Source organism: Acinetobacter sp. ANC 4636 (assembly GCF_054454555.1).
The window spans coordinates 1-13,660 of the sequence record NZ_JBTKVD010000009.1 but is presented as its reverse complement, the minus strand read 5'-3'; the positions used below and the strand labels follow the sequence as shown (position 1 = coordinate 13,660).

Sequence of the window (13,660 nt, the reverse complement as noted above, 5' to 3'; positions counted from 1 at the left end):
AACTTTGATATTTGTATAAGTTATTGCATGATTATCAATAATTTATGTTTTGTCAATTTTACCTATAGAAAAAAACTATCAGTATAATATTTTTATCATTTTTATAAGAGATCACACTTTTTGTAGTGACTTAGTATAATATGCGTGAAAATTTTATGTGCAACCTTTTCACTCATGTTTTCCTTTCTTTCAATTGAGTTCGCACTCTCTTTTATAGGTTTTTTTTGCCTATATTGGGGCTTACGGAAGATGCCCCAAATACAAAATATTGTGCTGATTATTGCCAGTTATTTATGTATTTTGCTGATGTCTAACTGGATTGCAGTCGCAGTCATCGCAAGTTATAGCTGTATTATTTATGCACTTTCTATTGCCATGGATCGCTGGCAGCAACATAAGAAAAAAATCTTTATTTCAGGGATTATTCTTACGCTGATTCAATTGGCATTTTTTAAGTATTATGATTTCTTTTGTCAAGAAACGAGTCTTGCGCTAGATGCTATGCATTTAGACAGCTCATTTTTGGTTTCAAATTTGCTGTTACCTTTGGGAATTTCTTATTACTCATTTCAATCGATTAGCTATTTGTTTAGCCGTTATCAAAATGAAATAGAAGTTCCGCGTTTTAACTTGCCACAGCTATTACTCCATTTTTCATTTTTTACTACGATTACTGCAGGGCCAATTGCTCGCGCGCAAAGTACTAAAGGTTTAACTGACATTCATCAGCAACCTTGCGGGATGAGCGCACAGATTTGCCAAACTGAACCGCGCAAGATTTTGTATCCAAGTTTAGCTTTTGCATTAATTTTACTGGCACTGATTAAAAAATGGTGGATTGCAGGCTGGCTCGCAGATCATTGGGTCAATCCAGTATTTGCAAACCCGATGCAATATCATTCGCTGGAAGTGTTGTGCGCCATTTATGGCTATACCTTGCAATTATTTCTCGATTTCTCTGGTTATAGCGAAATGATGATTGCATTTGGTCTACTGCTGGGTTTCCGTTTACCTGTCAATTTCCGCGCGCCACTGTTAGCACACAATATTCGAGATTTCTGGGATAAATGGCATATCAGTTTATCTACCTGGATTCGTGATCATATTTATATTCCACTGGGGGGAAGCCGTGGTGGATTTGCACGTACACAAATCAATTTATTGATTGCTATGGTCTTGTCTGGCGTATGGCATGGTTCAGGCTGGAACTTCTTCTTGTGGGGGTTATTACACGGCGTTGGTTTAGTCTTGCTGAATATTGGCGATAAAGTTTATGAAAAAGTCCGTCAGGTCACGCCAAGAGAAGCGCGCAATGTATTGGCAAATACTGGCTGGTTCGGCAAAGCAGTTGGCGTATTTTTCACCATTCACTTTGTTTGTTTCTGCTTTGTATTCTTCAGAGCAAAAAGCTTAGATGAAGCACTGCAAGTTTTCCATGCGCTATTTAGCAACACAGTAAATGTGTCTTGGTCAAACAACCCATTGTATTTGCTAGGTGTATTGCTGCTTGCTTGGGTAATTTATCCTCTGGTGCTAAATAACACGCATAAATTGGCTGAAGTTTTTAGTCGAATTCCCAAATATGCGGTTTCAATTCCTTTATTTATCGTGTTTTTACTTGTACTGATCTGTGCACCTTCAGGTATTCCAGGATTTATCTATGCAAACTTCTGATACGGATATTATCAGTTCATCATTAGAACAAACTCAACAAACCGAATATGTTCAGGATCATCTGGAACAACGTCAGAATTTTTTATATGTGCTCTTCATTTTGCTGGCATTTGCCTTAACGTCCATCTGGATTATGCAAAATTCGGTCAATGCTTATTTTCAGCAGACCTATCATAAAGATAGCCCGTTTGCGATGTTAGATCAGTTTCAGATCTGGCATATGGGTGGAGAAATTGGGGATTATTTATATCGTGAAAATGGGCAATATGATGAACGTGTCAATCAAATCAACAGTCATATGATTGATAGGTTTAATCAAGATTATGCCTATACTCCTGAATATAAAGCCGCAGAAGCAAAGCGTTTAAAAGAAGAACAGATAAAAATGGCGCTGCTTGAAAAACAAAAAGCCAAACAGGCTTTTGACCAGCGTTTTATGCTGACAGGACAAGATCAGGTGTTTTTTGCGGGTGACTCCATGATGCAGGGAGTTGCACCACATGTACAGAAAGTTCTCGAAGAACAAGGCATTCAGACGGTAAACCTGAGCAAACAAAGCACAGGGCTGACCTATCCAAAACTCTTTGACTGGCCAAAAACCATTCGGGATACATTAAACAGTAATCCACGTATTAAAGTGATGATTGTATTTTTAGGGCCAAATGACCCTTGGGATATGTTTAATGCAACAACTAAACATTGGCTGACCTTTAAATCACCAGAATGGGAAACTGAATATCGCACCCGCATTGACAGTATTTTAAATGAAGCGCGTAAACATCATGTCAGTGTAATGTGGTTAACCCCACCTAATATGCATAAAGATCAACTGAATGAACAAATGATCTATTTGAACCAGATCATTCAAAGTGAAGTACAAAAAGCCCAAGAGTTCGTGATTGATTCACGTCCAATTATTGGTGGAAAAAATAACCATTTTGCAGAAACACTCAACACGGAAAATGGCAATGTAAAAGTGCGCAGTGCGGATGGGATACATTTTACAGTTGAAGGACAGAAAATCATCGCGCACAATATTTTGCAATACTTACATTTAACAAATTAAGCGATTTTTGAATGAAAATGAAAGAATTAAAACGGTGTGGCCTGTTTCTGGCCGCATCTATTATTCATATTTCTGCTTTTGCAGGCAATCTCTCCAATTTCCAAGAACCGAATACTCCTCAACTGGTTAAAAGCATTCAGCAGCACAAACTCAATGTAGTTCAGTTTGGTGATTCACACACCGCCGCTGACTATATGAGTAATGCTTTAAGAACCACATTACAAAATACGTTGGGCAATGGCGGAATGGGATGGGGAATGCCCATGTATTTTTCAGGCCAGCGCCTGACCCGTTTCGGTTACGACAATAACAATTGGCAACCTATTTCAATTCGTATTCAGGCAAATGAAAACTATACCTTAGGTGGCTTGATTGCCCGTCCCGTTACAGACGGCGCTACACTCACCATTAAAGCCAAGCAGTCAGAACAACTGCAAAAGATTACGGTCAGCATTCGTCAGGGGGCTGAGGATAGCGACTTTCAGGTCACAGACAACCGTGGTCAGCATTTTCGTTTAAGTGCACCAATAAAAAATAGCACATGGCAATTGCAAACTTTTGAAGCTTATTTACCTTTTACCATTACAGCACCACACAACCCTCAATCTGCGTTAGGTGGTTGGTGGGCAAAAAATGCAACGGGTTCTGGCGCTGTAGTATCAGCTCTAGGGGTTAACGGTGCACAATTGCAGTCTTGGAATAACTGGAGTAATAACTGGAAGCAACAGCTTGGGCAACTCAAATTTGACTTGATTATTTTGGCCTATGGAACCAATGAGGCCTATACTTATCATGATCTTGAGCAACAAAAACAGCTTTTACTCAGCCGAATTCATGATATTCGTGAAGCTTCACCGCATAGCGCAATTTTGATCGTTTCTGCACCTGAGAGTCTAAAAGATAAATCGGGTGAGTGTGGCATACGCCCAGCGCAACTGAGTGCATTTCAAAATATGCAGCGCCAAGTTGCCAGTCAGGCACATACTTTATTTTGGGATTGGCAAGAAGCGATGGGTGGGCATTGCAGCATGAAAAACTGGATAGCACGTGGTGATGCTGCCCGAGATGGTGTGCATTTCTCTGCTTCTGGATATACAAAGTTTGGTGACATGCTTGCCAATGATATTTTGGCACTGGCAGGAAAATCGGGTAATGGAGGAGTATTGGCTTCTAGTCATGTAGAAAAACATCCCTCAAGTCGATCAGCTGTATTTTCTGTCAATACTCCAGACCGTGCGATGGCACATGCAAGCATTTGTAATGTAGATGAAACGAATGACTGTAAAATCATTCATTAAAATAAAAATAACCCACAAAATTTGTGGGTTATTTTTTTCTAATCGGGATTACTTGTGTACAACAAGTACAGGAACAGTACTTTCAGAAAGAATCGCTTGAGTAACGCTACCCAAGAAGAGTTTTTTGATTCCTTTACGACCGTGTGAACCAATGACGATCAGGTCAGCGCCTAATTCTTTGGTTGCTGCAACAATCTCTTTATGAATGGTTTGACCTTCAAGAATTTGAGTTTCAGCAGTTACGCCTTCTTGAGCAAACAAAGCTTTTGCCTGTTCAAGAATTTCCTGAATTTCTTCTTTTGCTTTAGCCACATAATCATTAATAAATTGATCAGTGTTTACAAACTCAACAGCAACAAAAGGATCAACCGCTAAAACACAAACTGCAGTCACTTTACTGCTAAATGCTTTTGCAATAGATGAAGCTTGTTTGACTGCTGCTAATGATGTTTCTGAACCATCAACTGGAACTAAAATATGTTTGTAAGCCATGTGAATTTACTCCTAAGCTGTCCTTAGATACTGGATACTTTTTAAATTTTCATCGTTGTTAAATGTAAGTGTCTCATCTATAAGAATTTCTAGTAGTATTTAATCTATAAGTATTGTACAAACTAGAATTTTTTAATCCAAGAGCACGTGGCTTAAGGCTAACACATTTTATAAGCTTGAAAAAAGAGGGAATATTTTATTTTGATGAATAAAATTTATGCTAAAACTTGGCAATATCGAGGAAATAAACTCACATTTCATCGTTCTTTCACAAACGTATGCCCATAATATCCATCATTTTTTAGAGTGGGCTATCATGGATAATCAATCGGACCTCCAAAATTTAAATAATTTAATTGAGGAATTCGCGGTTAAAAATAAAAAACCTGAGAAAATCTTAATTGGTTATAAAGTTTATGCAGAGTTGATGAATGATCGTCAGTTTATGCAAGAGGTTGTTGGATCAGCAATGAATCCAAATAAACGTAAGTATAAAAATATCAAAATTAAAGTAACTCAAGATGGTCGACAACTTGAGATTGTTTAAATTCTAAATTGTTAGAAGTTGATAGGAGTGTGGTATGGAAATGTCAGTTGATATACCACGACCATTCTCCTACAGGCCAAAAGCCTAGTTCAAAATAAACGATGTATTTGAAAGCTGATACAATTTTATCGGCTCGCCCTACGCATTGAGTTAAAATATACCAGCCAATAGTTATTTTTTGGTGTTAAGCAGAATATTAGGAATTTTACCCAAGAAAATATCGCGGGCAATATCACCTTGTTGTTCGATATTATAATCTGTGAATGCTTTATGCTTTTTTAGCGTGTAAGCATATGGGTTATAGCGTTTCAAGCTTAGATAATAAGCCGTTTGTAAAATAGCACCTTTCACCAATACTGAGTTGCCTTGTTGAAATTGCAAGACATGGGTCAATTCATGAATGAAAACTGCCTGATAAATCTGTGACTCTTGTGCATAGTCCAATGAATAATTTTCAGGGTTCACAAAGATGGCACCTATAGGTGCCATGAACATGCCAATCGGCTGCCATGGTAAAAACGGCGTGTTCCAGATACGAACCTGCTGATAATCAATCAGATTGCCAAAGACTGTAGATGCAAGGGCAATCTCATTGTTTGTGAGTGGTCGGACATGCAGCGACCAGATTTTAAAATAATCCAGACAGCACAATAAAATTCTGTTTTGAAATACATCTTTAATCATAAGAAATATTAATCTAAGCGCATTGCTTCAATAAATAGACGAAAAAAAGATAATTCGGCATTCCGACTTGGGTAATACATAGAGTATCCGCTATAACGCATAAGCATGGTTTTGGGGTGAAATAATAGAATATCCCATTTTCCTGATTTTACTGTTGAGATGAAAATGTACTCAGCGATAATTTTTTAATATCTTCCGACGGCGGTACGCCAAAGAAACGTTTATATTCTCGGGAAAATTGCGACAAACTTTCATAGCCGACTTGCAAACTGGCGGAAGAAATATCACGATTTTCAGTCATGAGTAGGCGCCGCGCTTCGGTTAAACGCAGGCTTTTTTGATACTGAAGCGGGCTCATACTGGTAATGTCCCGAAAATGCTGATGAAAACTCGATACGCTCATACCCATACGCTTGGCAAGTTCTTCTACACAGAGAGGTTGGGTAAACTGGTGTTTAATCCAATCAATCGCGCGAATAATTCGATGCCCCGTAGTCCCCATCGTGACAATCTGCTTGAGGCGTTCACCCTGTGGGCTGATCAGTAGTCGGTAAAAGATCTCTTTAATAATTAATGGTGCGAGTACGGGAATATCTTGCGGGGTATTCAGCAAGTTGATCAGTCGAATAAAAGCACTGACCATATCTGGCGTGAGTGTCCCGACAGCTACACCTTTACGATCTTTATGTGCTGGCTTAAAAGAAATCTGTGCTTCGAGCATGATTTGCGCCAGTAAATGCGGATCAAGTTTCAGTAACATACTGAGGTAGGGACGCTCTGGAGACGCTTCGGTAATTTGTGCAATCACAGGAAAATCCACCGCGGTAAACAAAAAATGACTGGCGTCATAGGTATACATTTCCTGACCCAGCATCACCTGTTTTTGTCCTTGTGCAATCAGACACAGGCTGGCATCCATTACATAACTGGTTGGTTCGGTGGGGTGTTCCCAACGGCTTAAACTCAAACCTGTGATTGGCGTTTGCACATGGTGCTGACCTTGAGTCCACTGTGCGATGCTACGCCCCAGAATTTCATTGAGCCCCATTTCCAAGTTTGACATTGCCTGACCTTTTACCACTGTAACTCTGCTCAACATAGCGGTAATTGGGAAAGAAACCTAGAGCCTGCATTATTTTTTTGGAGAATTAGGCAAATCTGCAAGAGGAATGGAACAACGGTTTCGTGCTGAAATTTCTATACTGGCTTTACGGTCTGATCACAGACCGCTTTGAAAAAGAGGTGAAGCTCATGCAAGTGCTTAAAAATGCCGAGCATCAGTCTCAGCAAGGTTCGCCAGACTGGTTTAGTGGCACAGTCCATATTGATAGCTTATTTGCACAGCAAGAACCTGCTTATGTCAGTGGTGGGCGGGTAACCTTTCAACCCCAAGCCCGTACTGCTTGGCATATCCATCCACTGGGTCAGATTCTACTGGTCACCGCAGGTCTGGGTTATGTACAGAAATGGGGTGAACCACGCCAGATGATTCAACCTGGCGATATTGTGGTGATTGCACCTAATGAAAAACACTGGCACGGTGCATCGGAACAGCAGTTTATGACCCATATTGCGTTGCAGGAAGCACAACAGGGTCAGGTCGTGACTTGGTTAGAACACGTTATAGATGAACAATATTTAGCTTCTGGAGAACACAAATGAGCATTAAAGTCTTGGGCTATGCAGCCCAATCGGAAACCAGTCCCTTAGCACCTTTTACCTTTGAACGTCGCGATCCACGTGAAGATGATGTCACCATTCAGATCGAATATTGTGGTGTGTGCCATTCTGACTTACATCAGGCACGCAATGACTGGGGTTTTAGCCGTTATCCAATTGTTCCTGGACATGAAATTGTTGGTCGTGTGACTGCAACAGGTGCGAAAGCCCACAAATTTAAAGTCGGTGATTTGGTTGGGATTGGTTGCTTGGTGGATTCTTGCCGCCATTGTTCAGCCTGTGACAGCGGTCTGGAACAGTACTGTGAAAATGGGCATGTCCAAACTTATGCAAGTGAAGACTTGCATGATCACCGTCCAACCTATGGCGGTTATTCGCAAACCATTATCTGCTCCGAAGATTTTGTACTGAAAGTCTCTGAAAACCTTGACACCAAAGCCGTTGCACCGTTGTTGTGTGCAGGGATTACTACATGGTCACCATTACGCCACTGGAATGTTGGTCAGGGTAGTAAAGTCGCAGTGGTTGGTTTAGGCGGTTTGGGACATATGGCGATTAAGCTAGCTCATGCACTCGGTGCAGAAGTGACCTTATTTACCCGCTCAGCCAGTAAAGAGCAAGATGCCAAACAGTTAGGTGCAGATCATGTGGTTCTATCAACCGATGCTGAGCAAATGCAAGCCGCAGCCAATCAGTTTGACCTGATTATCGACACTGTGCCGTATGAGCATGACCTGAATCCGTATGTTCCAACACTTGCACTAAATGGAACACTGGTTTTGGTGGGTTATTTGGGTGAGATCAAACCGCATACGGTTCCAATGATTATGGGACGACGTTCGGTTGCAGGTTCAGTGATTGGTGGAATTAAGGAAACACAGGAACTTTTGGACTTCTGTGGTGAGCACAACATTACCGCTGATGTGGAAATGATCGAAATGCAAACCATCAATGATGCTTTTGAACGTATGCTGAAAAGTGACGTGAAATATCGTTTCGTGATTGATATGCAATCTTTCCATCAAACGAATTCACTTTAAGATCATATTTTTTTAATGAATTTGCTCAGTGTTTATTTTGCCACTGAGCAGTATCGAAAAAAACAGCGAGTCTGAACTAATGCAGACTCGCTGTTTTTATGCTGAAACTATGCAACTTCAACACTAATCATCTCGTCATCACTCAAGATATTGAACTTAAAATGACGTTAACTTCTTTTGGGCAGATTTAAAGTTTGAGAGTGATGCAACAGCAACAGCAGAGATGACTACTGTCGGCAAGCTTGCGATCAAGATACCAGTTGTTCCTAATCCTAGTGCCAAGATTTTCCCTGTTAATAGCGGGCCTGTCATGGCACCCAAGCGTCCTAAAGAAATGGCACTTCCGACACCAGTGACTTTCCCCATACCTGAATAGAAAATAGGAGAAATACCGTAAAGAATGGATTGCCCACCTGTAGAGAAAATTCCTCCCATAATGCCAGCAACAATTAACACAGGAATGGATGTTGTTGTGAACAGTAGACTCAACGCAATAAATAAACCACTGTAGATAATCGTTGTTAATTGCCAAAGTTTTAGGCGATCCAGTAAAAAACCAAATGCTAAAGTTCCCACAATTGCGCCAATCTGGAAGACCAGCATGACCATAAAGGCTTGTTGTTTTTGTAAACCTTGTTCCATCAACAAGTTAGGTAACCAACTAATTAAAATGTAATTGATCATTAAAGTGAAGAAAAAGCTGACCCAAAGCGGAAGGGTATGTCTGTATTGCTTGTTTTTAAACAAAACATTCATCGTGCTTGGCATAGCTGTAACAGATTGTACTTCTGTGACGACTTTAAGCTTATCTTTTAAAACAAAAGATATGAAAGGAATCAAAAATAATGGCGTGATTCCCCCAATCAAAAACAAGGTTTGCCATTTTATCTCTGGTAAAAAGATCGCAAGAACTGCAACAAAACTTGCACCGACGGGCAAACCGCAATACATCAGGCTATTTAACTTACCCCGATTTTTTTCAGTTGCTTCATCGCCGACACCTGAAATCATGGCAGGCATTGCAGCCCCTAAACCTAATCCCGTAAAAAATCGTGCTATATATAAAACTTCAACATTTGGTGCAAATGCCGTGATCACCATAAAAATGCCAAAAACTGCAATAGAAAGCATCAGAACTTTCTTTTGCCCTAAATAATCAGCAAGTCGCCCGCCAAAGAATGCGCCAAATAACATACCAGATACGCCTAAGCTAAATACGTATCCCATTTCTACTTTGCTTAAACCAAAAGTTGTGGCAATTCCCTTTGCTGCGATACCTGGTGCCTGAAGGTCATAGCCTTCAAAAAATGCGACCAAAAAACACAAAAAAATCGTTAAGATTTTTTGCACTTTCCCTGTTTGTATTTGTGCCATGATTGATCTCCATCAATAATATACAAATCGTTTTCAACTTACGATTCGGCTTGTTATTCTCTGTTTAATTATCATTTATAAATATCAAGACAATAGTCGGACATAATCACGATAAAATAATAAATCAGACTTATTTTAGGATTGTAAATTAAATATTATTAATATAAATTTTTAAAATGTATATTTATTTCAATATCTTGAATATGGATAGTTATTTTTTATGAAACGATAGTAAAAATAGATCATTGTAAATCAATAAATCTAAAAGAATCATATAATATGACCTGATTATTTGTTGAGTTTATTAAGCTTTCTTCTTTATTTCTCGTTATAAGAGAAAATAAAGAGGAGGAAATAATATCAATCTATATAAGGCATAAAAATGTAAGTTTTTTTGCAAGTATGAGTTTTTGATAGGTATGATTAAAGGCGTCTAGGGAAGATCAAGTAAGTTATGGAATTACGTCATTTACGGTATTTTGTTGCTGTAGCGGAAGAGTTAAATTTTACGAAAGCAGCACAAAAAATGTGTACAGTACAGCCTTCACTCAGTCAGCAAATCAGGGATTTGGAAGAAGAAGTGGGGGTACAGCTTCTCTTACGCTCTAATCGCAAGGTAGAGCTTACAGAAGAAGGGAGAGCATTTTTAAAAGAGGCTCTACTTTGCTTGAAGCATTCTGAAAAAGCCATAGAAGATGCCCGTCAGGTGGCTAAATTAAATCACGATTATTTAAATATCGGTTTTGTTCCCGTTGCCGAGATGAAAGTATTTCCCTATATTATGCCGAATATTCGTGCCCACTTTCCAAACTTACATATCAATTTTCAAAGCCTTACAGATGCACATCAATTTCAGGCACTGAAAAAAGGCGAGATTGATATTGCTTTTACCCGCTATACCGATGATAGTCAGGAATTTGAATCATTTCATGTTTTTCAAGAGCCGTTAGCCTTGATTGTACCTAAGGATTCACCTGCTGCGCAGTTAAAGCAAATCAGTATTAAAAGCTTTAACCAGCAGGATTTTATTGTCAGTGAAGAAGTTGCTTCACCACAGCTACACAAAATTATTAAGGATTTTTTTAAGCAAGAAAAAATTACACCCAATATTGTTCAGTATTCGAATAATATTTTATTGAATGTAAATTTAGTGGGGATGGGGGTTGGCTGGAGTCTAGTGCCCTTATATGTCACGCCATTACTTGGTGACAAAGTGGTTGTGAAAAGCACGGTTGAGTCTTTACCCATGATTGATTTGTATGTGAGTTACCGAAAAAACCAGAAAAATGAAACGATTGAGTTAATTTTAAAGATATTAAAAGAACACTTTCATATTAATCTTATATAGACACACCGACTCTGGATAAGGGTTGTCATACAAATAAAAAAAGGTCGCCTTATGAGCGACCTTTTTATTAGATACAGGCTTATGAATATAGTTTTTCAAATAAATCGTTGCTGATGCTATTGAGCGTTTGTGGAATCGCAAGTGCTGCAACAAAACGGTCTGGGCGCAGAATCACAATCGATTGCGAAGTTTTACCAAACCAACTACGTATATCGATACCAGAATCACCAATAGTAATTACGCCATCAAGTTTTTTACGTTCAGGATTATCAATCTGGACGGCAGGCAAAACTTGGATAAATTTCACACCCAAAGATTTCCATTTTGCCATGGTTGCGTCATTCATGCCCCATTTAGGATCAACGCCCCATGCGATGATTGCAAAATCATTATCAATCACGTCATCAAGTAGTACAGTTTCACCTGATTCGAGTTTGACTTGGGGTTGTATAAACATTTTACCAACAGGCGAATGTTTATGACCGTCTGTTACCAATGCACCGTCTTTGTATTGCGGCATTGGTTTAAAACGCATTTCCAATAAATACTGCTTAATTGGCTTAATATAATTGAGCGCATAAGCAATACTGTCTCGTACAAAGCCTTGCCATACTTTTGGTGGTGCAAGTACATGACCCGCCATCACAGATAAATCAATCATGGCTTTAGCATGGTCTTTACGTTCAACTTGATACGAATCCAGTAAAGCAGGGCCTGATTTACCTTGAACAACCAAGGCAAGTTTCCACGCCAGATTAAAGGCATCGCGCATACCGCTATTGTATCCCTGACCTTGCCATACAGGCATAATGTGCGCTGCATCACCTGCCAGTAAAATGCGGTCAACACGAAATTTATCGGCGATACGTGCATTATGTGTATATACACGTTGACGAATAACTTCAACCTTCTCAGTGTTTGGAAGCACCTTGGAGAGGAGTTTGTTGATATTTTCAGGTTTACTCAGTTCTTCCTGGGTTTCGCCAGGCATGACCATAAATTCAAAACGACGAATACCATGCGGTAGAGCGGCTGAAACATATGGTCGTACAGGGTCACAACACAGATAAATATGCGGTGTTGCAAGCGGATCATTTTCAATATCAATCACGATCCATTGATTTGGCGCTGTTTTTCCATCAAAACCAATGTTTAATGTACGTCGAACAACCGAGTTACCACCGTCACAAGCAACTAAATATTGTGCACGAACCACTTCAGATTTTTTATCTGCGGTTTCAATGTTGAGTGTCACGCCATTTGCATCTTGGCTAAATTTAGTCAAATCACGTGAGAAAAGAACCGTTGCAGTATCATACTGTTGTAAGTTTTCGAGTAGAACTTTATCCACTTGAGGTTGAATAAATGCATTTCGACGAGACCAGCCAAATTCACGGGTCATAGGCTGAATATCGGCAAAACAATGGCCTTTAGGTGTTAAAAAGCGCATGGCATGATTTGGAGTGGTATGCGGTAAAACTTTATCAATTAGCCCAAGCGACTGAATTGTACGTAAAGCTTCATCATCAATACCAATTGCGCGAGGGTAATCAATCAAGCTATCCAGTTTTTCTACCACAACAACTGAAATGCCTTGTTTGCTTAAATAGTTCGCGATGGTCAAACCGACAGGGCCTGCACCTAAAATTGCCACTTGGGCATTGTAATCAATTTGCTTCGTACTCACAGCGAAATCCATTCCATTGACATTCATTTAATTAACTGCCAATACTGAAGTCTGTACAACCTAGTCAATAGTCGTTATATAGGCTAATTAAAATCATTTATAAAGAATTTTAAAATAATAAGTATTTGAAATATAAATATATTATTAAATTTATTGGATATATTTTTGTGATCTGACGATCATTTTTTTCTATCGTTACCCAAATTCAATTTCATTGATTCTGAATCGTTTAGAGAGTTATTATTTAATTTTATAAATATTTTACTTAATAAAAACAATAGTTTATTTAAATTTTCCCGATTATTTATCGAATTATTCATAAATTTTTATTAGCTATTAGTCGTATAAATTGGCCATATTTGAAATATGAGCTCTTCGTTGTAATGATGGAAGTTAATTATCCACATGTTTTTTAAATATTTTTTTTATTAAAGTACAAATGAAAAATGTATCTATCATTTCTAACTATTATAAAAAACAAAATAACTATTGGAATAAAAATAATATTTTCTTGATTCTAAACAGGTTTTAAATACACGTTTTTTATAGATAGCCAGATATCGTATCGCTGTAAGCATTCATTTGGCTACTGTGGAAATTTTCAGACCGCGTTCAATGATTCACTCATTGTTTGTAATAAGAAAATTACATTTCGTAGTTTAAGGAAAAAATAATGTCGAATTCTGGTGTTGTTGAATTAGTTGCACAAGCCCTACGTACGGCTGAATCCTCTCGAACCGCAATCGCGCCTATTCGTTCCGAACTTGGTA

12 protein-coding genes are annotated in these 13,660 nt (G+C 38.8%); 7 read left to right on the top strand and 5 right to left on the bottom strand.

Annotated elements, in window-relative coordinates; all coding sequences use genetic code 11:
• Positions 1-249 precede the first annotated feature (249 nt).
• From ACX1N5_RS10635 to ACX1N5_RS10625, 3 genes are read left to right on the top strand one after another with little or no spacing between them, the layout of a single operon-like run.
• The gene (locus tag ACX1N5_RS10635) at positions 250-1,674 is read left to right on the top strand and encodes an MBOAT family O-acyltransferase (RefSeq protein ID WP_458802118.1); all 1,425 of its coding nucleotides are present in this window, start codon (positions 250-252) and stop codon (positions 1,672-1,674) included.
• Positions 1,661-2,740, top strand: a complete 1,080-nt coding sequence (locus ACX1N5_RS10630; RefSeq protein WP_458802120.1) for an SGNH/GDSL hydrolase family protein — start codon at positions 1,661-1,663, stop codon at positions 2,738-2,740. Before ACX1N5_RS10635 ends, ACX1N5_RS10630 begins: the two co-directional genes overlap by 14 nt.
• A gap of 17 nt (positions 2,741-2,757) precedes the next feature.
• Positions 2,758-4,038: a GDSL-type esterase/lipase family protein gene (locus ACX1N5_RS10625; RefSeq protein WP_458802122.1), complete on the top strand. Its 1,281-nt coding sequence runs from the start codon at positions 2,758-2,760 to the stop codon at positions 4,036-4,038.
• A 48-nt stretch (positions 4,039-4,086) separates the two neighbouring features.
• Here the strand turns inward: ACX1N5_RS10625 and ACX1N5_RS10620 are convergent, their stop codons facing one another.
• On the bottom strand, positions 4,087-4,530 hold the full coding sequence (locus tag ACX1N5_RS10620) for a universal stress protein (RefSeq protein WP_458802124.1): 444 nt from the start codon (positions 4,528-4,530) through the stop codon (positions 4,087-4,089).
• A gap of 316 nt (positions 4,531-4,846) precedes the next feature.
• On the opposite strand from ACX1N5_RS10620, the gene ACX1N5_RS10615 reads away from it, so the two are divergent.
• Positions 4,847-5,077, top strand: a complete 231-nt coding sequence (locus ACX1N5_RS10615) for a hypothetical protein (RefSeq protein WP_004752119.1) — start codon at positions 4,847-4,849, stop codon at positions 5,075-5,077.
• 171 nt (positions 5,078-5,248) lie between these two features.
• Here ACX1N5_RS10615 and ACX1N5_RS10610 read toward each other — a convergent pair whose 3' ends face one another.
• Positions 5,249-5,761 (bottom strand): hypothetical protein, encoded by a 513-nt coding sequence (locus ACX1N5_RS10610; protein WP_458802125.1) that lies wholly within the window; start codon positions 5,759-5,761, stop codon positions 5,249-5,251.
• Between the two features lie 148 nt (positions 5,762-5,909).
• Positions 5,910-6,824, bottom strand: coding sequence for an AraC family transcriptional regulator (locus ACX1N5_RS10605; protein ID WP_458802127.1), 915 nt, complete (start codon positions 6,822-6,824; stop codon positions 5,910-5,912).
• 122 nt (positions 6,825-6,946) lie between these two features.
• Between ACX1N5_RS10605 and ACX1N5_RS10600 the strand changes: the two genes are divergently transcribed.
• Positions 6,947-7,423, top strand: coding sequence for a (R)-mandelonitrile lyase (locus ACX1N5_RS10600; RefSeq protein WP_458802129.1), 477 nt, complete (start codon positions 6,947-6,949; stop codon positions 7,421-7,423).
• On the top strand, positions 7,420-8,481 hold the full coding sequence (locus ACX1N5_RS10595) for an NAD(P)-dependent alcohol dehydrogenase (RefSeq protein WP_458802131.1): 1,062 nt from the start codon (positions 7,420-7,422) through the stop codon (positions 8,479-8,481). The genes ACX1N5_RS10600 and ACX1N5_RS10595 overlap by 4 nt, the downstream gene beginning before the upstream one ends.
• A gap of 156 nt (positions 8,482-8,637) precedes the next feature.
• Here ACX1N5_RS10595 and mhpT read toward each other — a convergent pair whose 3' ends face one another.
• The gene (gene mhpT, locus ACX1N5_RS10590; protein ID WP_458802133.1) at positions 8,638-9,855 is read right to left on the bottom strand and encodes a 3-(3-hydroxy-phenyl)propionate transporter MhpT; all 1,218 of its coding nucleotides are present in this window, start codon (positions 9,853-9,855) and stop codon (positions 8,638-8,640) included.
• A gap of 454 nt (positions 9,856-10,309) precedes the next feature.
• On the opposite strand from mhpT, the gene hcaR reads away from it, so the two are divergent.
• Positions 10,310-11,203 carry a DNA-binding transcriptional regulator HcaR gene (gene hcaR / locus ACX1N5_RS10585; protein WP_458802135.1) on the top strand — a complete coding sequence of 298 codons (894 nt, stop codon included), beginning with the start codon at positions 10,310-10,312 and terminating at the stop codon, positions 11,201-11,203.
• A gap of 79 nt (positions 11,204-11,282) precedes the next feature.
• On the opposite strand, the gene ACX1N5_RS10580 is transcribed toward hcaR, so the two are convergent.
• Positions 11,283-12,917, bottom strand: coding sequence for a bifunctional 3-(3-hydroxy-phenyl)propionate/3-hydroxycinnamic acid hydroxylase (locus ACX1N5_RS10580; RefSeq protein WP_458802137.1), 1,635 nt, complete (start codon positions 12,915-12,917; stop codon positions 11,283-11,285).
• Positions 12,918-13,660: the final 743 nt, after the last annotated feature.